Here is a 26,960-nt window from a genome sequence, read left to right on the forward strand (position 1 = left end):
GCTCGTGCTGTGTTCCGATTTGGCGCGACAGGAGTACCGTGTCCAGTCAGTTGCGAGACCCCTGACGCCTGGACAACTACGGTTGTGCGGGGGGTCCCGCTTAGCTTCGTGTTTCCTGCTGATATCGTTCGGGCCGTCATGACCGGCCAGAAACCTCCCCCCGAATCCCGCGGTGACGACGGTTCAAACCCGCCTCCTGACTCAGGTGCGGGCATGACCGCACTGTCGTATCTCATCGCGGGCATTCTGTCCTGGGGTGGGATCGGCTGGCTTGTCGACCACTTCGTCGGAACCAAGGGCATCTTCGCCGGAATCGGCGCGATCCTCGGGGTCGCCGGTGGTGTGTACCTCATCGTGCGCCGTCTCGGCGCCTGACAGGAAGGGCCAAGGTGATCAGTCAGTCGACGGTCCTCGCGGCGGCGTTCCCGCCCAGCGTCGAGGACTTCTACCTGCCCAGCATCCTGCCGTGGAACCAACACGAGAGCTATTGGTTCACCAAGATCACGGTGCTGGTCTGGGTGGCGGTCGCGGCGATCATCATCTTCTTCCTGACGTCGTACCGGAAACCCCAGCTGGTGCCGACGAAGAAGCAGTGGATCGCCGAGAGCATCTACGGCTTCGTGCGGAACAACGTGGCGGTCGACATGATCGGGCCGCAGGGCGTGCGCTTCGCGCCGTACCTGACGACGCTCTTCATGTTCATTCTGGTCAACAACTTCTTCGGCATCCTGCCGTTCGTGCAGATCTCGCCGATGTCGCACATCGCTTTCCCCGCGGTCCTCGCGGTGGTCAGCTACGTGATGTTCATCTGGGTCGGTATCAAGAAGCACGGCCTGGCGTACTTCGTGCACGCCGTGAAGCCGAACGCTCCGGTCGGCATCCTGCCGCTGCTGATCCCGATCGAGATCTTCTCGAACTTCCTGGTCCGGCCGTTCTCGCTGGCGGTTCGTCTCTTCGCCAACATGTTCGCGGGCCACATGCTGCTGCTGGTGTTCACGCTCGGCGGATTCGCGATGATCAACGCGAACGTCTTCCTGGCGCCGGTCTCCGTGCTGTCGTGGGTGCTGACCATCGCGATCACCTTCCTCGAGTTCATGGTGATCTGCCTGCAGGCCTACGTCTTCACGGTGCTGACCGCGAGCTACGTCCAGGGTTCGCTCGCCGACGAGCACTGAGCAGTTCCCGATCTCCTAGCAACACCCCGTTTGTCGTCCCGCGTGACAGCCACGCGAGATACCAGGAGGAACAGAGAATGATTGTCGCCGAAGTTGTCGGTAGCACCGCCGCCATCGGTTACGGCCTCGCCGCCATCGGCCCCGGCGTCGGCGTCGGCCTTGTTTTCTCGGCTTACATCCAGGCCACGGCGCGTCAGCCCGAGTCGTCCCGCCTGACCCTGCCGTTCGTCTGGATCGGCTTCGCCGTGATCGAGGCGCTCGCGCTGCTGGGCATCGCGTTCGGCTTCATCTGGGCCGGATGATCTTCGACCTCGACTAGGAGGTTCCCATGATCGACCTTTACCTGGCCGCGGCCACGGAAGAGGCCGGGCACAACCCGATCGTTCCCATCTGGGAAGAGATCGTGATCGGCTCGGTCGCCTTCGCGGTGCTCTGCTTCGTGCTGATGAAGTTCGTCTTCCCGCAGATGGAGAAGACGTTCCAGGCTCGGGTGGATGCCATCGAGGGCGGCCTGAAGAAGGCCGAGACCGCTCAGGCCGAGGCGAACCAGCTGCTCGAGCAGTACAAGGCGCAGCTCGCCGAGGCCCGGACCGAGGCCGCTCGCATCCGCGACGAGGCCCGGGCCGACGCCGAGGGCATCCGTCAGGACGTGCTGGCCAAGGCTCGCGAGGAGTCGGACCGCATCATCGCGGCCGGCAACGAGCAGCTGTCCGCCCAGCGTGAGGCCATCGTCCGGGAGCTCCGGTCCGAGGTCGGCACGCTTGCGGTCGACCTGGCCAGCAAGATCGTCGGCGAGGCTCTCGCTGACGAGGCCCGCACCCGTGGCACCGTCGAGCGGTTCATCGCCGACCTCGACACGGCGGGACAGCGCTGATGACGTCCCCGAGCGTAAGCCGCGAGGCCTACGGCGAGGCGTCGGACCGGCTGGCCGCCGAGACCGCGTCGATCACGGCTCCGCAGCTGGTGACGGTCGCCGACGAGATCCTGTCGGTGGCCGGCCTGCTGCGGTCCGACCTGCGCCTGCGCCGGGCGTTGACCGACCCGTCCCGGCCCGGTTCGGACCGTTCCGGGCTGATCGAGTCGCTGCTGACCGGCAAGGTCTCCAAGCCCACCGTCGACACGGTGGGCACGCTGGTGGCCGGTCGGTTCGCCCGTCCGGGCCAGCTGCTGGACGCGACCGAGCACCTGGGTGTCGACGCGCTCCTCGCTTCGGCGGAGCGTGACGGCAAGCTCGCCGACGTCGAGGACGAACTGTTCCGGTTCGGCCAGATCGTCGCCGGCGACACCGCGCTGACCAGCGCCCTCAGCGACGCGAACGCCCCCCTCGGGGGCCGGGTTAAGCTGGTGGAGGACTTGCTCAAGGGCAAGGCCCACGTCGTCACCGTTCGTCTTGTCGAGGTGGCGCTGACCGGCTTCGGTGGCCGTGGCTTCGAGGCCTCGCTCACCCGGCTGGTCGAGGCGACCGCCGCCAAGCGCGACCGTGAGGTGGCGTATGTGACGGTGGCCAAGCCGCTCACCGACGCCGAGGAGCAGGCCCTGGCCACGAAGCTGTCGGGGGTGTACGGCCGCGACGTGTCGCTGAAGGTGGACGTCGTGCCCGGCGTTCTCGGTGGTGTCAGCGTCCGGGTCGGTTCCGACCTTTACGACGGCACGGTCCTGCGCAAGCTGAACGCAGCCAAGCAGGCGTTCGCCAAGTAGCTTTTTCCCCTCGATTCCCATCGAGAAGCCCCCTCGGCGGCGGTGACGTCCCGAGCTAGACAGAGAAGGCAGAGGATGGCCGAGCTGACCATCTCCTCGGACGAGATCCGGGGGGCGCTAGAGCGCTACGTCTCGTCCGCCACGAGCGACCTCACCCGTGAAGAGGTGGGCGTCGTCTCCGACGCAGGCGACGGCATCGCGCACGTCGAGGGTCTCCCCTCGGTGATGGCGAACGAGCTGCTCGAGTTCGCCGACGGCACCCTGGGCGTCGCGTCGAACCTCGACGTCCGTGAGATCGGCGCCGTGATCCTGGGCGACTACGCGAACATCGAGGAGGGCCAGCCGGTCAAGCGCACCGGCCGCGTCCTCTCGGTCCCGGTGGGCGACGCCTTCCTGGGCCGCGTGGTCGACGCCCTGGGCAAGCCGATCGACGGTCTCGGTGAGATCCCGAACGAAGGCTTCCGCGAGCTGGAGCTGCAGGCGCCGAACGTGATGGCCCGGCAGCCGGTGAAGCAGCCGCTGCAGACCGGCATCAAGGCGATCGACGCCATGACGCCGATCGGCCGTGGCCAGCGCCAGCTGATCATCGGCGACCGCAAGACCGGTAAGACCACGGTCGCGATCGACACGATCATCAACCAGAAGGCGAACTGGGACTCCGGCGACCCGGAGAAGCAGGTCCGCTGCATCTACGTGGCGATCGGCCAGAAGGCCTCGACCGTCGCGAGCATCCGGGGCACCCTGGAGGCTCAGGGCGCGCTGCAGTACACGACCATCGTGTCGGCGCCGGCGTCCGACCCGGCCGGCTTCAAGTACATCGCCCCGTACACCGGCTCGTCCATCGGACAGCACTGGATGTACAACGGCAAGCACGTCCTGATCGTCTTCGACGACCTGACGAAGCAGGCCGAGGCCTACCGCGCCGTGTCGCTGTTGCTGCGCCGCCCGCCGGGCCGTGAGGCGTACCCGGGTGACGTCTTCTACCTGCACTCCCGCCTGCTGGAGCGTTGCGCCAAGCTCTCCAACGAGCTGGGTGGCGGCTCGATGACCGGCCTGCCGATCATCGAGACCAAGGCCAACGACATCTCGGCCTTCATCCCGACCAACGTGATCTCGATCACCGACGGTCAGATCTTCCTCGAGACCGACCTGTTCGCCTCGGGTGTGCGTCCCGCCATCAACGTCGGCACCTCGGTGTCCCGCGTCGGTGGTTCGGCGCAGGTCAAGGCGATGCGTACGGTCTCCGGCCGCCTCCGTCTCGACCTGGCCCAGTTCCGTGAGCTGGAGGCCTTCTCGGCCTTCGCCTCCGACCTGGACCGCGCGTCGCGTGCCCAGCTCGAGAAGGGCGTCCGCCTGGTCGAGCTGCTGAAGCAGCCGCAGTACTCGCCGTACTCGACCGTCGACCAGGTCATCGTGATCTGGGCCGGCACCACGGGTCAGCTCGACGACATCGCCGTCGGTGACGTGCGCCGCTTCGAGCAGGAGTTCCTGCAGTGGTTCAAGCAGCACAACAGCGACACGTACACCGCGATCGAGTCGACGAACCTGCTGAGCGACGACAACATCGAGAGCCTGAAGTCGGGCGTCGTCGAGTTCAAGAAGTCGTTCCAGGGCGGTAGCTAGGCATGGCCGCCGGTCAGGTATCGGCGCTGCGTCGGCGCATCCGCACCGTCAAGTCGACCAAGAAGATCACCAAGGCGCAGGAGCTGGTCGCCACCAGCCGGATCGCGAAGGCCCAGGAACGGGTCAACGCCTCCCGGCCGTACTCGCTGGCGATCACCAAGGTGCTCGGCGCTCTCGCGTCGAACGCCTCGGTCGACAACCCGCTGCTGACCGCGCGTGAGCGCGTTCAGCGGGCGGGGGTCCTACTGATCACCAGTGACCGGGGCCTGGCCGGCGCCTACAACGCCAACGCCATCCGTACCGCCGAGCAGCTGATCGCTCAGCTGAAGTCGGAGGGCAAGGAGGTGGCGCTGTACATCGTGGGCCGCAAGGGCTACGGGTACTACACGTTCCGCAACCGGCCGGTGGCCGCGAGCTGGACCGGTTTCTCCGAGCGCCCGTCGTTCGCCGACGCCAAGCGCATCGGCGACGGGCTGATCGAGGGCTTCCAGGCCGGCTCGGCGACCGAGGGGACCTTCGGGCCCGAGGGCATCGCGGGTGTGGACGAGCTCCACATCGTGAGCACCGAGTTCAAGTCCCTGATGACGCAGAACGCCAACGCGAAGCCGCTCGCCCCGGTTCAGGTCGAGGAGTCGCAGGAGGAGAAGTCCTCCGAGCTCAAGGCGGCGTACGAGTTCGAGCCGGACGCCGACGAGTTGCTCGACGCGCTGCTGCCGAAGTACCTCAACACGCGGATCTACGCGGCGTTGCTGGACTCGGCGGCCAGCGAGTCGGCCTCGCGCCGGCGGGCGATGAAGAGCGCGTCGGACAACGCCGACGACCTTCTCAAGCGGTACACGCGCGAGATGAACTCCGCGCGGCAGGCTGCGATCACCCAGGAAATCAGTGAGATCGTCGGCGGCGCCAACGCGCTGGCCGAGGCGGGAAGTGATGTGTGATGACTGCTGTAGCTGAGCCCACCAAGGCGGAGACCGCTGTCGGCCGCGTCGTCCGGGTCATCGGCCCGGTCGTCGACGTCGAGTTTCCCCGTGACGCCATGCCCGCGATCTTCAACGCGCTGAAGGTCGACGTCACCCTCTCCGAGGGCACCAAGACGCTGACCATGGAGGTCGCCCAGCACCTGGGCGGCAACCTGCTCCGCGCCATCTCGATGCAGCCGACCGACGGCCTGATCCGTGGCGCCGGTGTCACCGACACCGGCGCTCCGATCTCGGTGCCCGTCGGTGACGTGACCAAGGGTCACGTGTTCAACGCCCTCGGCGAGGTGCTCAACGTCGACCCGTCGACGCTGGACATCCAGGAGCGCTGGGCGATCCACCGCAAGCCCCCGGCGTTCGCGGACCTCGAGCCGAAGACCGAGATGCTGGAGACCGGCATCAAGGTGCTCGACCTGCTCGCGCCGTACGTGCGTGGTGGCAAGATCGGCCTGTTCGGCGGTGCCGGCGTGGGCAAGACGGTGCTCATCCAGGAGATGATCATCCGGGTTGCCCGTAACTTCGGTGGCACCTCGGTGTTCGCCGGCGTCGGCGAGCGCACCCGTGAGGGCAACGACCTCATCCTGGAAATGGACGAGGGTGGCGTTCTGGACAAGACCGCGCTGGTCTTCGGCCAGATGGACGAGCCGCCGGGCACCCGTCTGCGGGTCGCCCTGACCGCTCTGACCATGGCGGAGTACTTCCGGGACGTCCAGAACCAGGAGGTGCTGCTCTTCATCGACAACATCTTCCGGTTCACCCAGGCCGGTTCCGAGGTCTCCACCCTGCTCGGTCGTATGCCGTCCGCCGTGGGTTACCAGCCCACGCTGGCCGACGAGATGGGTGAGCTCCAGGAGCGCATCACCTCGGTCCGGGGCAAGGCGATCACTTCGCTGCAGGCGATCTACGTGCCCGCCGACGACTACACCGACCCGGCGCCGGCCACCACCTTCGCCCACCTGGACGCGACCACGAACCTCGAGCGGTCGATCTCCGACAAGGGCATCTACCCGGCCGTGGACCCGCTGGCCTCCAGCTCGCGGATCCTGGCGCCGGAGTTCGTCGGCGCCGAGCACTACACGGTGGCCCGTGAGGTCCAGCGGATCCTGCAGAAGTACAAGGACCTCCAGGACATCATCGCCATCCTCGGTATGGACGAGCTCTCCGAGGAGGACAAGGTCACGGTGCAGCGCGCGCGCCGCATCGAGCGGTTCCTGTCGCAGAACACCTACGCGGCGGAGCAGTTCACCGGCGTCCCCGGCTCGACGGTCCCGCTGAAGGAGACCATCGAGGCGTTCAAGAAGATCGCCGAGGGTGAGTACGACAACTTCCCGGAGCAGGCCTTCTTCATGTGCGGTGGCCTCGAGGACCTCGAGAAGAACGCGCACGAGCTGATGAAGGGCTGACGATACGTCGGTCTTTCAGGGAGCCGCGCCGGTGGATACCGGCGCGGCTTTCGCGTTCCCGGGTACCCCTTCCACAGCATTCGTGCAGGTCAACGCAGGTATGCTTGCCCCGTGCCACAGTCGAGGAAGCGCCGCCGTGCGCCCATGTGGGCGCGGCTCTGTGCCGCCTTCGGGTGCGTGCTCATGGTCAGCAGCGGCGGTGTGCTGGTCACCGGTCAGGCCCTCATCGCGCGATACACCGGGTCGGTCGACGCGGGCGGCAGCCTGATCGGCGACCCCGCGTCCGGTGCTGTCCGGGGCGACTCGGAGATCAGGGGCCCGCTCAACATCCTGCTGGCCGGCATCGACCCGCGCGACGACTCGCAGGCCCCGCGCTCCGACTCGATCATCGTGGCCCACGTGCCGGCGACGATGGACCAGGTCTACCTCTTCTCCATCCCCCGCGACCTGTATGTGCAGATCCCGGCCTTCGCCAGGACCGGCTTCGGCGGCGGCACCGCGAAGATCAACTCGGCGATGTCGTTCGGGAGCGAGGTCGGTGACGGTACGCACGACGTCGAGCAGGGCTTCCAGTTGCTCGCCCGGACGGTCACCGCGTTCACCGGCATCCGCAACTTCGACGCCGGAGCGATCATCAACTTCGGCGGGTTCAAGAGGATCGTCGAGGCCATGGGCGGCGTCACCATGACGATCGACCAGAACGTGCGGTCCGAGCACCTCCAGCCGAACGGCAAGGCCCGGCCCAAGAGCGCCGCCTGTGTCAACGGCGGGTGCGATCATCCGTATGTCGGTCCGCAGAAGGTCTACGAGAAGGGCACCTACCACCTCCAGGCATGGGAGGCCCTCGACTACGTGCGCCAGCGGTACGGCCTGCCCAACGGCGACTACGACCGGCAGCGGCACCAGCAGCAGTTCATCAAGGCCATGGCCGAGCAGGCGATGAGCCGGGACGTGGTGACCGACCCGGCCAAGCTGCTCGCCGTCCTCGACGCCGCCGGTGACTCGCTCACCTTCGACGGCGGCGGCAGCAGCGTGATCGACTGGGCTCTCGCGCTGCGCGGGATCAACACCAGCGACATGACGCTCGTCAAACTCCCCGGCGGTGGCCTGTTCTCCAACGGCGCCTACCTAGGCGAACAACTGGATCCCTCGACCTCCCGGTTCTTCCAGGCCGTCGCGGAGGATCGGGTCGCCGCTTTCCTGCTCGACAACCCGGCCTACGTGGCCAGGGAGAGCTGAGGCGGTACCCCGTACCACGTCGGCGTGGGCCGCCGACTAGACTTCACCCGTTCGGTTCGTAGCATCTGAGGGATCCGTAGCACCTGAGGGGAACACAGCGTGGCCAACCAGCTGCACGTCGAGGTCGTCGCGGTCGAGGAGAAGGTCTGGGTCGGAGAGGCCGAGATGCTCGTCGCGCGCACCACCGAGGGTGAGATCGGTGTCCTCCCGGGCCACGCGCCGCTGCTCGGTCTGCTCAAGGAGCCGTCCCAGGTGCGGGTCAAGCTCGCCGGGGGCGACCAGCTGACCTACGACGTCGCCGGTGGGTTCCTCTCGATCGACGCCAACGGCGTGACCGTTCTCGCCGAGAGCGCGACGCCCGCCACGCCCGAGTCCCACTGACACCGGCGATGCGGATTCTGGAAGTCGCCGGAATCTGCGTCGTCGCGCTGCTCGCATTCTTCTTCGCGATCTTCTTCCGCCGCCGGTTGCTGATGACCGGCGGCGGAACCATTCGCCTCCAGGTGCACATCAACACGATCGTGCCCGGTCGCGGTTGGTCGCCCGGCCTCGGCCAGTTCGTCGGTGACGAGCTCCGCTTCCACCGCATGTTCAGCCTGGCGATCCGGCCCAAGCGGGTTCTCGACCGGCGGACCCTCACGGTGGAGGAGCGGCGTCTGCCGGCCGGGCCCGAGCGCCTCACCATGCCGGGCCACTGGGTGGTCCTCCGCTGCCGCACCGCCGACTCGGTCATCGAGATCGCGATGGCCGACACCACGGTGACCGGCTTCCTCTCCTGGCTCGAGGCCGGCCCACCCCGAGACCCGGGCAGCCTCCGCGGCCGGCCGGTGTTCGGCCCCCGCCCGATCGAGGGCTGACCCACCTCCAGCGGGTGACGGCCGCGTGATTCGGATTGGCCGTCGTGCGGCCGGGCCGGACTTCATAGCGTTGGTGTATGCGGATCAGAATCGTCGACGCCTTCACCGACCGCCCCTTCGCCGGGAACCCCGCCGGAGTGCTCGTTCTCGACGGCGACCGTTTCCCGGACGACGACTGGATGCTCCGGGTCGCCGCCGAGGTCAACCATGCCGAGACCGCCTTCGTCCACCGGCTGCCCGAGGGCTCGGATGCGGACTGGGCACTGCGCTGGTTCACACCGGCCGTCGAGGTGGCACTCTGCGGCCACGCCACCCTCGCCACCACGCACGTGCTGAGCCGGGGTGGATACCACGACGGGCCGGTGCGCTACCGGACGCTCAGCGGCGTTCTGAGGGCCGCAGGCGACGATGCCGGGCTGATCACGCTGGACTTCCCGACCGCACCACTGAGCCCGGTCGACGCCGACCGGGAGCTCGTGGCGGCCCTCGGCATCGACTTCCGGACCGTCCTGCACACCGGGCCCAACACCGACGACCTGCTGTTCGAGGTCGCCGACGAGAAGACGGTCCGTGGCCTCGACCCCGACCTGCGGACGGTCGCCCGGCTGACCCGGCGCGGTGTCATCGTCACGGCGGCCGCCGAGAACCCAGCATCCGGCTACGACTTCGTGTCCCGCTTCTTCGCCCCGGCCGTGGGCGTCGACGAGGACCCGGTCACCGGAAGCGCGCACACGGCTCTCACGCCGTTCTGGGCACAGCGGCTGGGCCGGGGCGAACTCACCGGCTACCAGGCGTCGCCACGGGGCGGCCTGGTCCGCGTCGCCCTGCACGGCGATCGCACCCACCTGAGCGGCCACGCCGTCACCACCATCGACGGCAGTCTCCTGCCCTGACCGTTCCGGCCGGCTGTCACCGCCGTCCCACGACCGTCGAGGCAGAGGTGACAGCCAGCCCACGAAGTTCCGGCTGGTCCTGGCGGCTGTCTTGCGGGCGTCGGGACAGCCGCCAAAGCCAGCTTTGGGAACCAGCGGCCTGGAAGTGGCGCCGGGCGGTGGGGGTTGGGGTGAGCTGGTGGGGCGGATGCGGCCCGGAGGGCGCTCTGCAGGCCGGGACCAGCCGCCTGCGTCGCGGGGGAGCCACGGGAGGTGTGGCTTGCGGTCGGGGGCGGCCGACGGCGTACCGGATGAGGCGCGGCGGACGAGGGAACCGGAACCGGGAGGGGATCGCCCGCGGTGAGGGGGTCAGGTTTCGGCGACCAGCTCGACCTCGTAACCCCAGGCGTCCGTCAGGTAGGCGGCGTAGCAGTCCGGACCGCCGGCGTGCGGGTAGCGGTCGGCGAACAGCGGTGACCAGCCGTGGGCGGCGGACTCCGCGGCGAGGCGGTCGACGGCGGACGGCGGGCCCGCGTGGAAGGCCAGGTGGTTGAGGCCGGGTGCGCAGCGATCGTGGGAGGTCCCGGTGAGGGCGGGGGACTGCTCGAGGACCACGTAGAGGCCGCCGTGCTTCCAGGAGCGGCCCGCCGGCCACTCCTGGAACGGTGTCCAGCCCAGGGACTCCAGGAGCCAGCCCCACGGCCGGACGGCGCCGGCCAGGTCGGGCACCCAGAGTTCGATGTGGTGGATCATCGCTGGCGGTCGCCGCCGGGCACCCATTTGACGTCGCCGGCCGGGTTGGCCACCCGGGACAGGATGAACAGCAGGTCGGAGAGCCGGTTCAGGTATTTGAGCGGCAGCACGCTGGTCGTCTCCGGCTCCAGCTCGTAGAGGGCCCAGGCGGTGCGCTCGGCGCGGCGCGAGACGGTCCGTGCCACGTGCAGCAGCGCCGCGCCCGGGGTGCCGCCCGGGAGGATGAAACTGTCCAGCGGGGCCAGCCGCTCGTTGAACTCGTCGCACCACCCCTCCAGCCTCGTCACATAGGCCTCGGTGATGCGCAGCGGGGGATAGGGCGGGTCGTCGCTCAGCGGATTGCCCAGATCGGCACCCAGGTCGAACAGATCGTTCTGGATGGTGGCGAGCACCTGCCGGACGTCGTCGGGCAGGTCACCGAGGGCGATCGCGGTGCCCAGGGCGGCGTTGCACTCGTCGGCGTCGGCGTATGCCGCGATCCGCGGTGAGGTCTTCGGCGCGACCTCGTTGTTGACCAGCCTGGTCTGTCCGGCGTCGCCGGCCCGGGTGTAAATGCGGGTGAGATGCACAGCCATGCGCCCCACCCTACGAGGCGGGAGTGGGCGGGGGACCATACGATGGCCCGCGTGGATGTGATCAGGGTGAAGGGCGGGGCACGCCTCGCCGGCGACGTCACGGTGGGTGGCGCGAAGAACTCGGCGCTCAAGCTGATGGCGGTCGCGCTGCTGGCCGAGGGGCGCAGCGTGGTGTCCAACGTCCCCCGGATCACCGACATAGCCATCATGGCCGAGGTGCTCCGGCGGCTGGGCTGCGACGTCACGCTCGACGGCACCGAGGCGGTCATCGACGTGCCCGCCGAGCCGGGCAGTGAGGCCGACTACGACCTGGTGCGGCGGCTGCGCGCGTCGATCTGCGTGCTCGGGCCGCTGCTGGCCCGGCGCGGCTACGTGCGGGTGGCGCTGCCCGGCGGCGACATGATCGGGTCCCGTGGGCTCGACATGCACGTGTCCGGCCTGGCCCGGATGGGCGCGGAGATCTCCGGCGAGCACGGGTTCGTGATCGCGTCGGCGCCCGGCGGGCTGCGCGGGGCGAAGATCTGGCTGGACTTCCCGAGTGTCGGCGCCACGGAGAACATCCTGATGGCCGCGGTGCTGGCCAAGGGCGTCACCGAGATCGACAACGCGGCCCGCGAGCCGGAGATCGTCGACATCTGCAACATGCTCACCGAGATGGGCGCGAAGATCGAGGGAGCCGGTTCGTCGACCCTGATCGTCGAGGGGGTCGACTCGCTGCGGCCGGTCCGTCACGAGACGATCGGCGACCGGATCGTCGGCGGCACCTGGGCGTTCGCGTCGGTGATGACCCGTGGTGACGTGACCGTCCACGGGGTGCGGCCCGAGTTCCTGGACATCGCGCTGGACAAGCTGGTCAACGCCGGTGCCGTCGTCGAGCCGGGGGACAACCGGTTCCGGGTGCGGATGGACGAGCGGCCACGCAGCGTCGACATCGTGACGCTGCCCTACCCCGGGTTCGCGACCGACCTGCTGCCGATGGCGCTGGGCCTGGCCGCGGTTGCCGAGGGGTCGTCGCTGATCACCGAGAACATCTTCGACGGCCGCTTCATGTTCGTGAACGAGATGGTGCGCCTGGGTGCGGACATCCGGACCGACGGGCACCACGCGGTCGTCAACGGGCGGGACCGGCTGTCCGGGGCGCCGGTGCGGGCCACCGACATCCGGGCCGGTGCGGGCCTGGTCATCGCCGGCCTGTGCGCCGACGGGGTGACCGAGGTCGGCGAGGTGCACCACATCGACCGGGGTTACCCGGACTTCGTCTCCGACCTGGAGAGTCTCGGTGTCGAGGTGGAGCGGACCGACGTTCCCGAGCCGACATTCGACTTCTGATCAGAGGGACGCGACCAGCCGTCGCGCCTCCTCCACCTCTTCGGAGAAGACCAGCACGCTCACCCGGCCGTCGCGCCGGATCGCCGTGGTGGCCCGTATGCCCGCGTCGGACAGCAGTCGCCGGATCTCGTCGGCGACCTCGGGTTCGTCGGTGACGGCGGCGGGCCACAGCAGGCCGTAGTCGTCGGGTTCACCGAAGATCGCCAGACCGTCGGGAGCCGTTTCGGGGACGGCGGTGGGCTGCAGGCCCATGCGCCAGAAGACGGCACCGAGGAAGCCGACCAGACCGACGGCGATCAGCGGTCCGATCAGGTACCAGCCGTCGCTCGTGGCCATGTGCACAGTCTGGCACCGTGGTCGCGCGTTTTCCGGCGATTCGCCCCGATCGGGAACCGGGCTGAACTTCCGTTAAGGAACGCCGGTAAACTGACGTCCTCTCACGAAGGAGTGGATCATGGCAGGACGTCTCGCGGTCATCGGTTCCGGATTGATGGGCTCCGGCATCGCCCAGGTGTCGGCGCAGGCCGGCTGGCAGGTCACCATGCGGGACGTCGACGACGCCTCGCTCGACCGTGGCATGTCGGCGATCAAGGACTCGCTCAGCCGGTTCGCCGCCAAGGGCAGGATCGCCGAGGCCGACGTCGAGGCCACCCTCGCCCGGATCACGCCCACCACCGACCTCGACGCGGCCGCCGACGCCGACGTGGTGGTCGAGGCGATCTACGAGAAGGTCGAGGCCAAGCACGAGGTCTTCAAAGCCCTCGACAAGATCTGCAAGCCCGGAGCGGTCCTCGGCACCAACACGTCGGCGATCCCGATCACCCAGATCGCCACCGTCACCAGCCGACCGGAATCGGTCGTCGGCATCCACTTCTTCTCGCCGGTCCCGATGATGAAGCTGGTCGAGCTCGTCCGCGGCTACCAGACCTCCGACGACACGCTCGCGGCCGCGCGCAACTACGCCGAAGAGGTCGGCAAGACGTGCGTCGAGGTCAAGCGCGACGTCGCCGGATTCGTCTCCAACCGGCTGTTCTCCGCGATCCTCGTCGAGGCCATCCAGCTCGTCGAGTCCGGTGTCGTCTCCGCGGCCGACCTGGACACGGTCATGAAACTCGGCTTCGGCCACGCGATGGGGCCGCTCGCCACCGTCGACCTGACCGGCCTCGACGTGATGCTCAACGCGACGAGCAACATCTACCGCGACACCGCCGACGAGAAGTTCTTCCCGCCGGAGCTCCTGCAGCGCATGGTCACGGCCGGCGACCTCGGCCGCAAGACCGGCAAGGGCTTCTACAGCTACTGATCAAATTCGGCCAGCGTTCGTGCCGGGTGCCGCAGTGCGGTGCCCGGCACGATCCGTTTCTCCATCCAAACCCGCGGCGGTACGTGCCACACCTCCCACCACCGCATCGCACTCGTCCCCCGCCTTCGGCGGCTACCGCCGGTGGGGCCGACCGCCCGCCGGTCATCGAAGCGCCTTTCGCCGGGGCGGTGGTGGCGCCCGCTGGGGGCGGTGGGTGTGTGGGTGGTCCTTGGGGGCGGTGGTGGCGCCCGGTCTGTGGTGTGGGTGCTGTGGCCGCCGTGGGGTGGGCGGTGGTTGTGCCCGCTGGGGGCGGTGGGTGTGTGGGTGGTCCTTGGGGGCGGTGGTTGCGCCCAGTTGGTGTTGTGGGTGCTGTGGCCGCCGTGGGGTGGGCGGTGGTGGCGCCCGCTGGGGGCGGTGGGTGTGTGGGTGGTCCTTGGGGGCGGTGGTGGCGCCCGGTCGGCGGTGTGGGTGCTGTGGCCGCCGTGGGGTGGGCGGTGGTTGTGCCCGCTGGGGGCGGTGGGTGTGTGGGTGGTCCTTGGGGGGCGGTGGTTGCGCCCGGTCTGTGGTGTGGGTGCTGTCGCCGCCGCGGGGTGGGCGGTGGTGGCACCCACTGGTGGTTTGGGTGGGCGTGGGGTGAGCCTGCCGCGGGCTGGGGTGGGGCCGGGCGGTGGGGGAAGTCCCGGCCGGGAGGGTCGGTGGCGGGGGGCGGGAACGGACGGTGGCGGCGCCTGGGCCGACGATTGACCGGAAGTGGTCAGCGGGTGGCGGCGAAGGACAGGGACAGCAGGGTGGCCGCGAGCATGCCTCCGAGCAGGGTCAGGCCGATGCCGCCGATGTCCATCCGGGCGTGCATGCGACTGTGGGTGAGGTAGGCGGCGACCGGTACCCCCGCAGACGGCGCGATGAGGAACGTCAACCAGCCGAGCCCGCGGATGATCACCCCACCCCACAGTGCGTTGTCACCGAAGGTCACGAGGCCCGCCGCTACCAGGCCGGTACCGAAGGCGGTGAGTGCGCCGATCAGCGGGAGCAGCGGCAGCGCCCAGCGGGGGAGTCCGGCCGGGTGGACGGTGACGTCGATGCGGTCGGCGGCGCGGGACAGCAGGACGCGCGGCGACTGGCGGCCGATCGGGACGACGTCCTCGCCGGGTTCGGGGCGGCGCTGCAGGGCGACTCGGGGCATCGCCTCGACGGGTGCCGGGTCGGGTACCTCGCCGATGGCACGGATCCGCAGGCCACGGGCTCGGCGGAGCTGGTCCCAGAGCCGGGCGGCCTCGCGGTCGACGTCCAGGACCTGCGCGGCGGCGGCACCGGCCCAGCGGTCGGCGGCCAGGGCCTCGCCCTCGGCGCGGGCGAGTTCGCCGGCGGCCCGGGCGGCGTTGTCCTGGTAGGCCTGTTCGGCGTCGTCGAGTTCGGCGTCGCGGCGGCGGGTCACGTCGGCGAGAGCGCTGACCATCAACTGATAGTCACGGCCGAGCGGTTGACGGTCACGTGTGGTCACGGTTCACCTCGGAGGCTGCGGTGGCGGTCGCGTGTGGTCACGGTTCGGCTCGGAGGCTGCGGTGGCGGTCACGTGTGGTCACTGTTCACCTCGTACGGGATGATCACTTCGGGGGTGCGGTGCACGGACCTGTCGAAGAAGAGGGCCCGGCGCGGCCGTGGGCGCCAGAGCGGTCCACCCGGCTGGGGGTAGAGCGGTGCCAGGTCGCCACCGTGCACGTCGAGGGCCACCCAGGCGCCGATCGGGTCGAAGCGGCCGGCCAGGTCGTCGCGGAGCCGGCTGACCGAACGCCACCAGCCGAGCACGTGCACCCGCCGGGACGGTCCGGTGTCGAGGAGGGCGCGCAGAGCCGGGCGGTGTGACGGCCCGGCTGCTTCGAGTCCGTATCCGATCAGGTACCGGGGTACCTCGGAGGCGGGCGGGTCGAAGTGGACGTCGGACTTGTCGTACCAGTCGGCGGCCGGTAGTTCGGCGACGAGGCGGGCCGCCGAGCGTTCCGCGGCCGGGTCGAGGCAGATGATGCTGAAGTGGGCGGGACCCTGCGCGGCCAGCGACAGGGCGGCCGCGGCCAGCACGTCGCAGGCCTCGTCGGCGCGGGTGCCGATGACCGCCAGGTTGCGCCCGGGCATCCGGCCGAGCCGTACCCGGGCGGGCCGCGCCGACACGTCGATCCGTTCGCCGAGGACCGCCCCGGGTGAGGTGCCGACGGGTTCGCCGGCCGCTGGTACCCGCCCGGACGGACGGTACGACGACGGCAGCCGCGGCACCGCGTCCCCGTCGAACAGCCGGGGCTCCTCGCAGCCGAGCGGACGGGACCGCCACAGCCGGCGCTGGGTGGCGCGCCAGGCGGCCGGGTCGCCGGCGTCCGGCAGGCGGACCACCCGGTTGGCGCCGGCCAGCCCGGATTCGGTGTTGACGACCGCGTGCCGGGCCGGGATGACCGAAGCGGCCAGGTTGTCGTCGGCGAGGATGTGGCTCGCCTTGGGCAGGGCGATCCGCAGGGTGAACGGCGCGATCAGCGCGGGACGGCCCTGCAGTGCACGGAGGCCGTCGGCGTCCCGGGTGGACAGCACCAGGTGGATGCCGTGGTCACCACCGCGCCGGGCCAGGTCCTCGAGCATGTCGGCGGCCTCGTCGGCGAGGGCGTCCCGGCCGCCGAGCAGCACCGGGAACTCGTCGAGGACGGCGATGACGCGGGGCCGGTCGTCCGGCCCGGTGCGGCGGGCGGCCCGGGCCCGCAGTTCCTCACCGAGATGGCGGAGTACGGCCAGACCGAACTCCCGGTCCTCGCGGACGTTGACTCCGGCGAGACGGACCTGTGGCAGCCAGCTCGGGTCGCGGGGCCCCGGCGCGTACCGGGCGAACGATCCGCCCTCCTTGAAGTCGAGCAGGTAGAGGGCGAGTTCGCCGGGGCCGTACCGGGTGGTCAGGGAGCCCAGCCAGGTGTAGAGCAGGTTGGTCTTGCCCGCGCCGGACGGCCCGCCGATCAGGACGTGCGGCAGGTCGTCGCCGAGCGGGATGTCGACGAGCACACCGTCGGTGCTGTCACCGATGGGGGCGGGCAGGCCGTACCGGGAGGATTCGTCCCACAGGCCGGCCGGCTCCAGATCGGCGAGCCGGGCCGGCGGCGGGCCCTGGCGTCGGCGGTCGGCGACGTCGCGGCAGAGCGCGGCCGGCGGCGGCGGGTCGAGGTGGATCTCGAGGCGTCCGAGCGACGTGCACGCCGCGACTCGGTCGTGGACCACGATCCGTTCGACGGCGGGGTCGTCCGGCAGGTCCAGCCCCCGGACGACCAGATGCACCCCGCGTTCCACCCCGGTACGCGCGATCCGCTCCAGTTGCGCCCGCTGCACCCGGGTCATCTCGTCACCGGTGGCCCGGTCCGCGAGCAGTACGACGACCCGCCACGACTCGTGGTCCTCGGCGTGGCACAGCTCCTCCAGCAGCGCCCCGAGCCCGCCGGGTCCGACGTGCCGTGGCCCGAGCTGCCCGAACGCGCCGCGGCTCTCCGGGTCGTAGACGATCAGGTCCACGTCGCCGGGACGGGTGCTGCCGATCGCCCGCAGCAGAACACCGCCGATCACCTCGTCGAGGGTGCTGGCCGGCCCGCTCAGATGCAGGTGGGCACGGTCGAGCAGGGGGACGAGCGCGGGCAGTGCGGCGGTCTCGTCGAAGGTGATGGTGCCGATCCGCAGCAGCCCGGGTGCCGTGCCCGGTTCGGGCTCGCTGGGCGCCCAGTATCGCCAGGGCGCACCGGCGGCACCGGTGGAGCTCATCGTGGCCAGTCCACGCAGGTGCCCGGCGAGCCGGTCGGCCTCGCCGCGGTAGCGGTGCTGGATGTCCTGGCGGGCGGATTCGCGGGCGGCGGCCAGCTGGTTGAGGCAGGTGGCGTAGGCCTCCCGCACCAGCCGCCGCCGGTGCTGTGCCTCACCGCGGGCCGTCTCGGCGGCGGCGAGGACCGCGCGGGCGGTGCCGCGGGCCTCGGCGAGCTCCTGCCGCACCGCGGCGACCAGCGCGTTGCGGTGCCTCATGGTCGGGGATATTAGCCCTAAATGACCTTTTATGGGGTTTAGGTGGTGCGTGTCGTGATATCAGCTGAAGGGAGGGCGCGATGCCGGCCGACCACATCGATCCACAGCTGCTCGGCCACCAGCATGGCCGCCTCACGCTGCCACTGCTTCGTGATGTCCTGCGGCACGTACCGCTTGAACCACTCGACGGCCAGCCGCGCCTCCCGGCTCACCCCGTCGGTCCGCGGCCGCCGCGCGTACGGGTTCAGGCCCATCACGCAGCAGAACTGGAGAACGTTGTAGTACCGCCACTCCTCGGTCGTCCCGAACGGCCCCGCCGGGCGCATCGCCGACACGCACTCGCGTAGCACCGCCCGCAGCTCCCGGGCCCGCGCCCGCGGCTGGTCGTCCTTGCCGGCGAGCCGTCGCGCCACCGCCGGCAGATCGGTCAGCGGGCTGCGGGCCAGCCGGTTCAGATCACCGAAGTCGGTCAGCGCCCGCCTGGTCATCCGCAGGAACTCCGGCTCACCGATGGTGTTGAGCCGCCGCTGCTCGCGCCGCCGCAGCAGCGCGTCCGCGTTCAGGAACAGCGCCGACCGGTCCGAGCGCAGCGGCTGGTCGTCGGCGAGCGCCACCCGGTCCAGGGCCCGGCGCGCCTGGGAGCCGAGCCCGGCCAGTGCCGACCCGGCGGCCAGCACCACGAACTGGAGCAGCGCCACCCCGTCGTGGCCGGGCACCAGCCACATCGTCACGCCGGCCGGGACACCGACCAGCACCAGCACCGCGATCTGGGCCACCAGTGAGCGCCGCAGGTCGGGCCGCAGCCGCTCACCGCTCTCCCCGGCGTGTGCCACCGCCATCAGATAGCCGACCACCAGCAGGTCCAGGCCGAGGGCGGCGATCGCTGCGAGCTCACCGGACGTGGTGAACAACAGCAGCACCAGCGCGGCCGTGCAGAGCACCGCCATCACGGTGAGCGCGAGCGGCAGCATCTTCGGCACGACCTGCTCACGCAGCCGCCACATCAGGATGAGCGCGCCGACCATCGGGGCGAGCACCACGAGCCGGCCCGCCTGCGGCAGGAAGACGATCATCAGCAGGAAGGCCCCGCCGAGGAGCAGGGCACCCCGGTCGATCGGCCGCCGCTCGACCGGGGTCAGCGGCAGCAGCGACACCACGGCCCCGGCCCAGCACAGCGCCGGTATGCAGAGCAGCACCTCGGCGGTGGCCGATCCGGGGGACACGGCCCAGGCGGCCACCCCGAGCGCATAGGACACCAGCGCCGTGGCCGACCAGCGCAGGGTGGCCCTGCCCGGATCACGGCCGATCAGGTAGCAGGCGAGCCAGCAACTCAGGGCGAAGGCGGGTACGGCGATCGCGGGCACCCCGAGAGTCAACCAAACGAGTGACCCGGACCGACACTCCCGGCCCGCTCCCGCTTTCGGCGATTCCTCCGCCGGACCACCCAGATCGCCGCCCACACGAGCACGCCGAGACCCACCAGAACGAGCACCGGAAGCACGATGGCCAGCACGGACATCAGCACACTGCCGATGTCCTCGGCGGTGCTGGCGACCGGCGCGCCGAATCCGGCGGTCGTCACGTTGACCACTGGCCGGGACGCCGCCTTCACGCCGTGCACGACGAGAGCGATCACCACGCCGGCGACGATCGGCGCCCACTGGTTCGACGTGAAGAACGCGCCCGGGTCGGTGACGGTGACCGTCTCGGACGCCGAGCCCGCGCCGAACGCCAGGCCACCCGCCGTCGGCCGGACGAACGTCTGCACGATGTCGTTGACGTGATCGACCACCGGCACCTTGTCGGCCACCACCTCGATGGCGAACAGGAGGCCGAGAATCGTCAGCGTCCAGCCGTTGGCCAGCCAGTCGGACCCGGACGGCAGATCGATCGCCGAGGTGTAACGGGCCAGCAGACCCATGGTCAGCAGCGGGATGTAGGCGTTGAGCCCGGCCGAGGCGGCCAGACCGGTACCGGTCAATACTTCGAACACGATCTCAGGATCGCACCGCCGCGCACGTGCCGCCCGCCGGGCATCCGCGGATCGTCAGGTACCGTCGTGCGGTGCGTCTGGTCATCGCGAAGTGCTCCGTGGACTATGTCGGCCGTCTCTCCGCTCACCTGCCCCCGGCGGTGCGGCTGCTGATGGTCAAGGCCGACGGGTCGGTGTCGATCCACGCCGACGACCGTGCCTACAAGCCACTCAACTGGATGAGCCCGCCCTGCAAGCTGCAGGAGGCCCCCGGCGTGTGGAAGGTGGTGAACAAGGCCGGCGAGGAGCTGCGGATCACCCTGGAGGAGGTCTTCCAGGACTACTCCTACGAGCTGGGTGTCGACCCCGGCCTGGTCAAGGACGGTGTCGAGGCGCACCTGCAGGAGCTGCTGGCCAAGCACCCGGAGACCTTCGGCGAGGGCTTCACGCTGGTCCGTCGCGAGTTCATGACCGCGATCGGCCCGGTCGACCTGCTCCTCAAGGACCCCGAGGGCAGATCGGTCGCCGTCGAGGTCAAGCGCCGTGGCGAGATCGACGGCGTCGAGCAGCTCACCCGCTACCTCGAACTGATGAACCGTGATCCGCTCCTCGCCCCGGTCCAGGGCGTCTTCGCCGCGCAGGAGATCAAGCCCCAGGCACGCGTCCTGGCCACCGATCGCGGCATTCGCTGCGTGGTCGTCGACTACGACGCGCTGCGCGGCATGAAAAAAGACGAACTAACCCTTTTCTGAGCGTACGGCCACAAAAGCGCAGCTCCCTGCACCGCGACTCGCGCCCACCACCGAGCCTCACAGCCGGAGACACCCGCTCGCCCTCCTGAGTTCCGCCTAGCCGGTCCTCAGACAGGTAATGCGTGTGGGGGCGGCTACTTTGCCAGGCCTACTCGGGACTGGCCGGTTGTCCAGGAGACGTAGGCACGGATGCCCAGGGCGGTCACGCCGGCCTGTACGGCGATCGTGGTCCATGTGGCCGGCCGGTGACCGAGCAGGGTGATCACCGCGGGCAGGGCGAGAACGAGCAGGTCCACTCCGGCGAAGGCGTAGACGATCGGACCGGTCGGTACCGAGCCCATCGGCGTGTCGACCGGGATCAGATCGTTGCGGACGAAACCGGCCCGGGCCGCCCGGACCGCGACGGCGCCGCCGACCGGGCCGAGTACCAGGCCCATCGCCCACCACTGGCCCGGCGGGAGCCCTCCGGCCGCCTGGAGCAACCCCAGCGTGACGGCGGCCCACAGCGCACCGAGCACGGCCGGCACCCACAGCCGCTGCTGGACCACCTGACGCGACGTGAGGCCGAGCATCCGCAGCAGCACCGGGTTACCGGCGTCGGTCTTGATCGTGGCGGTGGTGGCCTTGGCCGCGATCACCATGCCGGCCAGCAGCGCGATCACCAGCACCCAGCGCGGGACGGAGATCAGCAGCAGCGGCAGCGCGGTGGACGCGGCGGTCCACACCAGACGGGCCGGGCGGCGCCGGGCCAGCAGCAGGTCCTGGCCGGTGAGCGGGGGCAGCCGGCGGGGGAGCCGGGCCGAACGTAGCCGCCGGGACGCCCAGTACCGGCGCTCCAGCATCTCGGAGAGGAACGACGGCTCGATGCCGTAGACGGAGTCGGCGAGTGTTCCCGCGGTCTTGGCGGACTCCAGGATCGCGCCGTTGGGTGTGCGCGCGAGGTCCCGTACCCCCAGAAGGAACGCGCCGAGAACGAGGACCGCGAGGGCGCCGGTGACCGTGACCACGACGGATGCCGCGGCCTCTGCGCCCAGGTCGGGCGGCGTCCAGCCGGTCGCCTCGGCGACCAGACCGGCCAGGCCGGCGGCGAGCGCGAGGCGGGCGACGGTGTCGGTGAGCGACGCGAGTCGCGGCCGCGATTGCGCGGCAGAGGCCAGGAGCGCGAGGAGTACGCCGGACAGCGCGCCCGTGACCACCAGGACGAGAGACGCGCTCGCCACCGTGTTGCCGAGGACGCCGAACGCCGCGGCACCGCCGGCCACCGCCGCACCGAAGGCCGCCGCGAGCAACGACGGCGCCAGCAGTTTCGGCCGGCTGACCGGTGCGGTGAGCAGGAAGTACGCGGCCGGGCGGGTGACCGAGACGGGCCCGAGCCGGCGCAGCGCCAGGTAGATCAGGCCGGCACCGCAGGCGGCCGTGGCGATCGCGCCGACGCCGCTGAGGTGGGGGACGAGCGGGCTGAAGACGGCCCGCAGTGTGTCCTGGGCCATCACCGACAGCACGGCGATCGAGAACACCACCGTGTAGATGGTCGCGAGCGCGTCACCCCGGTCCCGATGCGATGCCTGCGCCTTACGGATCCAGCGGCGCACCGGCCGCAGCGCGACGACGGCCGTCACGACGGGCCGGCCCCGGTGCCCGGACCGGTCAGCTGCTCCATCGACACGAGCTCCGCGCCCGAGGCGACCGAGAACTTGTCGTCGTGGCTGGCCAGCAGCAGGGAGCCGCCGGTGGACAGGTAGTCGGCGAGCATCCCGGCGACCATCGCCCGGCCCTCCGGGTCGAGACGCTGCTCCGGCTCGTCCAGGATCAGCAGCGAACTGGGCCGCAGCAGCACCAGCGCCAGGGTCAGCCGCTGTTTCTGACCGGACGACATCGACGGTGGGATCGCGTCGGCGTGCCCGGCCAGCCCGAACCGTTCCAGCGCCTCGTCGATGCCGGACTCGTCCGGGTCCTGGCCGTGCGCGCGGCACACCAGTTCGGCGTGCTCGCGGACGGTCAGGCCGGGGTACCAGGTGGGCGGCTCGACCGTGGTGGCCACCGCGCGCCAGAACTCGGGGCTGTCACCGGGCGCCGCACCGAAGACCCGGATGTCACCGTCGTCGGCCTGCTGGAGGCTGCTCACACAACGCAGCAGTGTGGACTTGCCGATGCCGTTCTCGCCGGTCACGCAGACGCCGGCGCCGGCCGGGACGGTCAGTCCCACGTCCACCAGCACCGGCGTCGAGCCGTAACTCACGTACAGACCATTGACCTCGACCGCTGGGTGATCAACCACCCACACAGACTAGGGCTTGCGGCCGTACAGCAGGCGCAGCGCCTTGACGATCTGCTGGACCTGGGCCGGGGTGCGCTCGAACGTCATCGCCGGGAGCAGCGACGGGCCCCGGCGAACCGTGATCGCCTTGGCCCGGGCGAACTCGCGCAGACCGTCCTCACCGTGGATGCGCCCGAAACCGGACTCGCCGACCCCGCCGAACGGCAGGTTGCCCATGCCGACGAAGGTGAGCGTGCCGTTGACGGCCACCATCCCGGAACGCAGGCGGCGGGCGATACGGATCGCGTTCTTCTTGCCGAAGACCGAGCCGCCCAGGCCGTACGGCGTGTCGTTGGCCTTCTCCACCGCCTCGTCGGCGTCGCGCACCTTGGTGATCGTCAGCGTCGGCCCGAAGGTCTCCTCGCGGATCTCCGACGAGTCGTCCGGCACGTCCACGAGCACGGTCGGCGCGACGAACGGCGCCTGCACCGCCTCGGCGCCGCCGAGCACCGCCTTGCCGCCCTTGGCCAGCGCGTCCTCGATGTGGTCGCGGATGATGTCGAGCTGCTTGGGCATGGTGATCGGGCCGATCTCCTCGCCGGTGCGCAGCTTTCCCGCCTTCTCCACGACGGCCTCGACGAACCTGTCGTAGACCGGCTCGACGGCGTAGACCCGCTCGATGCCGATGCAGGTCTGCCCGGCGTTGGTCATGGCGCCCCAGACCGCGGCCTCGGCGGCGGCGCTCACGTCGGCATCCGCGTCGACGATCAGCGCGTCCTTGCCGCCGGCCTCCAGCACCACCGGCACCAGATTCTCGGCGCAGGCGGCCATCACCTTCTTGGCGGTGGCGGTGGAACCGGTGAACGACACCTTGTTGACCCCGGACCGGCACAGCGCGCCGCCGACGTCACCGAGGCCGTGCACCGCCTGCAGCACCGGGTGCTCCGGGACCACCTCGGCGAACGTGTCGGCCAGCCACTGCCCGACGATCGGCGTGTACTCGCTCGGTTTGAAGACGATGGCGTTGCCGGCGGCCAGCGCGCCACTGATCGGGCCGACCGGCGTGACGATCGGATAGTTCCACGGGCCGATCACGCCGACCACGCCGTACGGCTGGTACTCCAGGTGGCCGGAGTGCTCGGCGACCAGGATGCGGGTGCGGACCCGGCGCGGGCCGAGCACCTTCTTCGCGTGGCGGGCCGCCCAGTCCAGATGCTCGACGGCGGCGACGGCCTCGATCGTGCCGTCGGCCAGCGGCTTGCCGGACTCCTTGTGGACCAGCTCGGCCAGCTCCTCGATCCGCTGGACCATCAGGGTGCGCCAGCGCAGCAGCCGGATCTTACGGCCGTCGAAGCCGAGCCCCTGCCACCAGACGGCAGCCGCCCGGGCCCGCTCGACGGCCGCGACCACGGCCTTCTCGTCGGCGACCGGCACACGGCCGGCCTCCGCACCGGTGGCCGGGTTGGTGGAGATCAGCCAGCCGTCATCGATCACGGGGAGGCCGGGAACGTGAGTCGCCGTCATGTCCCGAGTCTAGGGTGATTGTTACCAGCGAGTCACTACGTACGCTTGACCTCGTGAGCCCCCGCCGTAACCGCCCCCGCCGCCCGTCCGACGACGAGCCGAACCCGGACCGTCCCGGGATCACCGAGCAGCGCGTCCAGCAGTGGCAGGACGGCGAGTGGATGGTGCGGTCGATCTTCGGTGCGGCGGCCGCCAAGACGTACCGTTGCCCCGGTTGCATGCAGGAGATCCGCCCCGGGGTGGCGCACGTGGTCGCGTGGCCCGCGGACGGCTGGGGCGACATGGCCGACCGCCGCCACTGGCACACCGGTTGCTGGCGCGGCCGCGACCGGCGCGCCCCCGGGGTGGAGCGCTCACGCAACGCTCCCCGTTACGGGTGAGCCATCCGGCCGCCCCGCCCACCGCCCCTTTGACGGAAATGAAAACCTCTCCTCATGAGCAGCAACCAGATCCGTGCCAACTCGATCCTTCCCGCACACCGGGAGGACATCGAGCTGCACACCGCGGACGGCGTCACCCTCGTCGGTGAGCTGGCCCGGCCACTCGACCGCGACCCGGTGGCCACCCTCGTCTGCCTGCACCCACTGCCCACCCACGGCGGGATGATGGACAGCCACGTCTACCGCAAGGCGGCGTGGCGGCTACCCGCCCTGGCCGGTCTCGCGGTGCTGCGCTTCAACACCCGCGGCACCAGCAGTGTCCGCGGCACCAGCGGCGGCACCTTCGCCAAAGCGGTCGACGAGCGTTTCGACGTGGCCGCCGCCATCGAGTACGCGGAGTTCGCCGACCTGCCGGACATCTGGCTGGTCGGCTGGTCCTTCGGCACCGACCTGACCCTGATGTACGGGCTGGACCCGGCCGTCTCCGGGGCGATCCTGCTCTCCCCGCCGCTGCGGTTCTCCCAGCCCTCGCACCTGGCCGCCTGGGCCGCGGACGGCAAGCCGGTGACCGCACTGATCCCCGAGTTCGACGACTACCTGCGGCCGGCCGAGGCCACCGAACGATTCGCGGCCATCCCGCAGGCCGAGGTCGTCGCCATGCCCGGCGCCAAGCACCTGTGGGTCGGTGACGCCGAGAAGGTGCTGGACGAGATCGTCCGGCGGGTGGCACCGGGCGTGCCGACCCCGCTCCCGACGACCTGGGACGGTCCGATGGAGACCGGCGACGCCACCGCCTACGCCGACCGCACAGTCGCCGCCTTCGACAAGAAGTAGGTGACCGGTGTCGAACGCGCCGTAGCCCCGGCCGGTTTCCGAGGCACGGCCTAGCGGTCCTCGAGGCTCGGCAACATGACCTCCCGCATGATCAGCTGGATGGCGGCCACCATCGGGATCGCGACGAGCGCGCCGATCACGCCGAACAGCCCGACTCCGAGCAGGGCCGCGACCAGCGCCGCCACGTCGCTGACCCGGACCGACCGGCGCATCACCCGCGGGTAGATCAGATAGTTCTCGATCTGCTGGTAGATGATGAAGAACACGATGCAGGCGATACCGTCGGAAACCGAGGACGCCAGACCGACCAGGCTCACCACGATCGCGCCGAGGGTGGCGCCGATCTGCGGGATCAGGTCACAGATCGCGACCACCACGGCCAAGGCGAAGGGGTACGCCAGACCCAGCGCCAGAGCCAGCGCGAAGGTGCTCGCCCCGGCCAGCACCGCGATCGCCAGTGCCCCCACCATGTAGGCGCCGACCTTGGTCAGGATCTCGTCGCTCAGCAGCGACACCCGCTCCCGGCGGGAGGCCGGGACCAACCGGTAACCGGTCGTCTTGATCCGCTCGAACGACGCCATGAAGTAGATCGTCAGCACCAGCACGGTCAGGATGTTGAAGATCGTGCCGAACAGCAGCCGGGCGCCGCCGACCACGCCACCCAGGGCGTTCGTGATCGTCCCGGCGTTGACCGCGCCCTGCACCCGGTTCGCGATGTCGTAGCGCTGCACCAGTTCGTTGACCGTCTCGCTGCGGCGCAGGCTCTCCACCACGTCCGGTGCGTTGTTGATCAGCTCGGTGGTCTGGGTGACCAGCGGCGGGATCAGCGCAACCACACCGCCGGCCAGCAGACCGACCACGCCGAGCGCGACGATCGCCACCGCGGCGCCCCGGCGCAGGCCCCAGCGGCGCAGACGGGTCACCGCCGGATTGAGGCCGATCGCCAGGAACAGGGCGATGAAGATCAGGATCAGCATCGACGTGGCGTTACGGATGCCGAGGAACAGCGCATAGGCCACGAGAAGGCCCAGCCCGAAGAGGAACCCGAGCAGGAACGGGTTGCGCCGGTTGAGCGGTGGTCCCGGCTCACCGAAAGGCTTCCCCACGCCCGCCGCCGGTTCCTCACGCCCCGACGACGGCTGTGCCGGCGGCGGCACACCCGGCGGCGATGACGGCCCGGACGGCGGCCCCGATGACGGCTGCGCCCGCGACGGCTCGTCGGGTCGTGATGCCGGCTGCGGTGCCGTGTCGGCGGGTGGCTCGGCGGACATCGGACCTCCTCGATCGCCGAATCCGGCGATCGGAGGCTATCGCCGCCGAGCTCAGCCCGCCACCGGGAACGACCCCGAGGTCGCGCCGGGCCGGTGACTCACTCCGGGCCGGTGACTCCGGGCCGGAATTCCCT

General features: G+C 70.3%; 28 protein-coding genes. 17 read left to right on the plus strand and 11 right to left on the minus strand.

The window, feature by feature from the left end:
* Positions 1–213 precede the first annotated feature (213 nt).
* From ACFO0C_RS22480 to ACFO0C_RS22535, 12 genes are all read left to right on the plus strand, one after another.
* Positions 214–375, plus strand: a complete 162-nt coding sequence (locus ACFO0C_RS22480) for an AtpZ/AtpI family protein (protein ID WP_170167211.1) — start codon at positions 214–216, stop codon at positions 373–375.
* A complete protein-coding gene (gene atpB / locus ACFO0C_RS22485; RefSeq protein ID WP_378069120.1) occupies positions 372–1,175 on the plus strand; it encodes a F0F1 ATP synthase subunit A in 804 nt (267 codons plus the stop codon). The genes ACFO0C_RS22480 and atpB overlap by 4 nt, the downstream gene beginning before the upstream one ends.
* A gap of 77 nt (positions 1,176–1,252) precedes the next feature.
* Complete coding sequence (locus ACFO0C_RS22490) at positions 1,253–1,477, plus strand: F0F1 ATP synthase subunit C (RefSeq protein ID WP_378068640.1); 225 nt, start codon at positions 1,253–1,255, stop codon at positions 1,475–1,477.
* A gap of 26 nt (positions 1,478–1,503) precedes the next feature.
* Positions 1,504–2,049 carry a F0F1 ATP synthase subunit B gene (locus tag ACFO0C_RS22495; RefSeq protein WP_378068641.1) on the plus strand — a complete coding sequence of 182 codons (546 nt, stop codon included), beginning with the start codon at positions 1,504–1,506 and terminating at the stop codon, positions 2,047–2,049.
* Complete coding sequence (locus tag ACFO0C_RS22500; protein ID WP_378068642.1) at positions 2,049–2,873, plus strand: F0F1 ATP synthase subunit delta; 825 nt, start codon at positions 2,049–2,051, stop codon at positions 2,871–2,873. The genes ACFO0C_RS22495 and ACFO0C_RS22500 overlap by 1 nt, the downstream gene beginning before the upstream one ends.
* A 75-nt stretch (positions 2,874–2,948) precedes the next feature.
* On the plus strand, positions 2,949–4,496 hold the full coding sequence (atpA, locus tag ACFO0C_RS22505; RefSeq protein ID WP_378068643.1) for a F0F1 ATP synthase subunit alpha: 1,548 nt from the start codon (positions 2,949–2,951) through the stop codon (positions 4,494–4,496).
* A gap of 2 nt (positions 4,497–4,498) precedes the next feature.
* On the plus strand, positions 4,499–5,434 hold the full coding sequence (locus ACFO0C_RS22510) for a F0F1 ATP synthase subunit gamma (RefSeq protein WP_378068644.1): 936 nt from the start codon (positions 4,499–4,501) through the stop codon (positions 5,432–5,434).
* A complete protein-coding gene (atpD, locus tag ACFO0C_RS22515; RefSeq protein ID WP_378068645.1) occupies positions 5,434–6,876 on the plus strand; it encodes a F0F1 ATP synthase subunit beta in 1,443 nt (480 codons plus the stop codon). The genes ACFO0C_RS22510 and atpD overlap by 1 nt, the downstream gene beginning before the upstream one ends.
* A 144-nt stretch (positions 6,877–7,020) precedes the next feature.
* Entirely contained in the window at positions 7,021–8,115 is a 1,095-nt protein-coding gene (locus ACFO0C_RS22520) for an LCP family protein (RefSeq protein WP_449191303.1), read from the plus strand.
* A 99-nt stretch (positions 8,116–8,214) separates the two neighbouring features.
* Positions 8,215–8,496 carry a F0F1 ATP synthase subunit epsilon gene (locus tag ACFO0C_RS22525; protein ID WP_093619050.1) on the plus strand — a complete coding sequence of 94 codons (282 nt, stop codon included), beginning with the start codon at positions 8,215–8,217 and terminating at the stop codon, positions 8,494–8,496.
* 8 nt (positions 8,497–8,504) lie between these two features.
* On the plus strand, positions 8,505–8,972 hold the full coding sequence (locus ACFO0C_RS22530) for a DUF2550 domain-containing protein (RefSeq protein WP_378068646.1): 468 nt from the start codon (positions 8,505–8,507) through the stop codon (positions 8,970–8,972).
* Positions 8,973–9,049: 77 nt separating this feature from the next.
* Positions 9,050–9,865: a PhzF family phenazine biosynthesis protein gene (locus ACFO0C_RS22535; RefSeq protein ID WP_378068647.1), complete on the plus strand. Its 816-nt coding sequence runs from the start codon at positions 9,050–9,052 to the stop codon at positions 9,863–9,865.
* A 348-nt stretch (positions 9,866–10,213) separates the two neighbouring features.
* On the opposite strand, the gene ACFO0C_RS22540 is transcribed toward ACFO0C_RS22535, so the two are convergent.
* Both ACFO0C_RS22540 and ACFO0C_RS22545 read right to left on the minus strand, forming a co-directional pair.
* A complete protein-coding gene (locus tag ACFO0C_RS22540) occupies positions 10,214–10,624 on the minus strand; it encodes a VOC family protein (RefSeq protein WP_378068648.1) in 411 nt (136 codons plus the stop codon).
* Complete coding sequence (locus ACFO0C_RS22545; protein WP_378068649.1) at positions 10,594–11,172, minus strand: cob(I)yrinic acid a,c-diamide adenosyltransferase; 579 nt, start codon at positions 11,170–11,172, stop codon at positions 10,594–10,596. The genes ACFO0C_RS22540 and ACFO0C_RS22545 overlap by 31 nt, the downstream gene beginning before the upstream one ends.
* 42 nt (positions 11,173–11,214) lie before the next feature.
* Between ACFO0C_RS22545 and murA the strand changes: the two genes are divergently transcribed.
* Positions 11,215–12,501, plus strand: coding sequence for a UDP-N-acetylglucosamine 1-carboxyvinyltransferase (gene murA, locus ACFO0C_RS22550; protein ID WP_378068650.1), 1,287 nt, complete (start codon positions 11,215–11,217; stop codon positions 12,499–12,501).
* On the opposite strand, the gene ACFO0C_RS22555 is transcribed toward murA, so the two are convergent.
* A complete protein-coding gene (locus tag ACFO0C_RS22555) occupies positions 12,502–12,837 on the minus strand; it encodes a hypothetical protein (protein ID WP_378068651.1) in 336 nt (111 codons plus the stop codon).
* A gap of 118 nt (positions 12,838–12,955) precedes the next feature.
* On the opposite strand from ACFO0C_RS22555, the gene ACFO0C_RS22560 reads away from it, so the two are divergent.
* A complete protein-coding gene (locus ACFO0C_RS22560) occupies positions 12,956–13,804 on the plus strand; it encodes a 3-hydroxyacyl-CoA dehydrogenase family protein (RefSeq protein WP_378068652.1) in 849 nt (282 codons plus the stop codon).
* Positions 13,805–14,558: 754 nt separating this feature from the next.
* On the opposite strand, the gene ACFO0C_RS22565 is transcribed toward ACFO0C_RS22560, so the two are convergent.
* The 4 genes from ACFO0C_RS22565 to ACFO0C_RS22580 all read right to left on the minus strand — a co-directional run bounded on the left by ACFO0C_RS22565 (position 14,559) and on the right by ACFO0C_RS22580 (position 19,829).
* Positions 14,559–15,305 carry a hypothetical protein gene (locus ACFO0C_RS22565; RefSeq protein ID WP_378068653.1) on the minus strand — a complete coding sequence of 249 codons (747 nt, stop codon included), beginning with the start codon at positions 15,303–15,305 and terminating at the stop codon, positions 14,559–14,561.
* 68 nt (positions 15,306–15,373) lie between these two features.
* Complete coding sequence (locus ACFO0C_RS22570) at positions 15,374–17,836, minus strand: FtsK/SpoIIIE domain-containing protein (RefSeq protein WP_378068654.1); 2,463 nt, start codon at positions 17,834–17,836, stop codon at positions 15,374–15,376.
* 38 nt (positions 17,837–17,874) lie between these two features.
* Positions 17,875–19,212: a hypothetical protein gene (locus ACFO0C_RS22575; protein WP_378068655.1), complete on the minus strand. Its 1,338-nt coding sequence runs from the start codon at positions 19,210–19,212 to the stop codon at positions 17,875–17,877.
* Positions 19,209–19,829, minus strand: coding sequence for a DUF4126 domain-containing protein (locus ACFO0C_RS22580; RefSeq protein ID WP_378068656.1), 621 nt, complete (start codon positions 19,827–19,829; stop codon positions 19,209–19,211). Before ACFO0C_RS22580 ends, ACFO0C_RS22575 begins: the two co-directional genes overlap by 4 nt.
* Positions 19,830–19,900: 71 nt before the next feature.
* On the opposite strand from ACFO0C_RS22580, the gene nucS reads away from it, so the two are divergent.
* On the plus strand, positions 19,901–20,560 hold the full coding sequence (nucS, locus tag ACFO0C_RS22585) for an endonuclease NucS (RefSeq protein WP_378068657.1): 660 nt from the start codon (positions 19,901–19,903) through the stop codon (positions 20,558–20,560).
* 134 nt (positions 20,561–20,694) lie between these two features.
* Here the strand turns inward: nucS and ACFO0C_RS22590 are convergent, their stop codons facing one another.
* The 3 genes from ACFO0C_RS22590 to ACFO0C_RS22600 are packed head-to-tail and all read right to left on the minus strand — an operon-like array spanning position 20,695 to position 24,341.
* A complete protein-coding gene (locus ACFO0C_RS22590; protein WP_378068658.1) occupies positions 20,695–22,179 on the minus strand; it encodes a DUF6297 family protein in 1,485 nt (494 codons plus the stop codon).
* Positions 22,176–22,838: an ABC transporter ATP-binding protein gene (locus ACFO0C_RS22595; protein ID WP_378068659.1), complete on the minus strand. Its 663-nt coding sequence runs from the start codon at positions 22,836–22,838 to the stop codon at positions 22,176–22,178. Before ACFO0C_RS22595 ends, ACFO0C_RS22590 begins: the two co-directional genes overlap by 4 nt.
* Positions 22,839–22,847: 9 nt before the next feature.
* Positions 22,848–24,341 (minus strand): aldehyde dehydrogenase family protein, encoded by a 1,494-nt coding sequence (locus ACFO0C_RS22600; protein WP_378068660.1) that lies wholly within the window; start codon positions 24,339–24,341, stop codon positions 22,848–22,850.
* Positions 24,342–24,460: 119 nt separating this feature from the next.
* Here ACFO0C_RS22600 and ACFO0C_RS22605 point away from each other — a divergent pair, with 119 nt between their 5' ends.
* A complete protein-coding gene (locus ACFO0C_RS22605) occupies positions 24,461–24,721 on the plus strand; it encodes a hypothetical protein (RefSeq protein WP_378069122.1) in 261 nt (86 codons plus the stop codon).
* A gap of 54 nt (positions 24,722–24,775) precedes the next feature.
* Positions 24,776–25,555 (plus strand): alpha/beta hydrolase, encoded by a 780-nt coding sequence (locus ACFO0C_RS22610; RefSeq protein WP_378068661.1) that lies wholly within the window; start codon positions 24,776–24,778, stop codon positions 25,553–25,555.
* Positions 25,556–25,605: 50 nt separating this feature from the next.
* Here ACFO0C_RS22610 and ACFO0C_RS22615 read toward each other — a convergent pair whose 3' ends face one another.
* Positions 25,606–26,826, minus strand: a complete 1,221-nt coding sequence (locus ACFO0C_RS22615; protein ID WP_378068662.1) for an AI-2E family transporter — start codon at positions 26,824–26,826, stop codon at positions 25,606–25,608.
* Positions 26,827–26,960: the final 134 nt, after the last annotated feature.

This window comes from Actinoplanes subglobosus, assembly GCF_042650585.1.
GTDB lineage: Bacteria > Actinomycetota > Actinomycetes > Mycobacteriales > Micromonosporaceae > Actinoplanes > Actinoplanes subglobosus.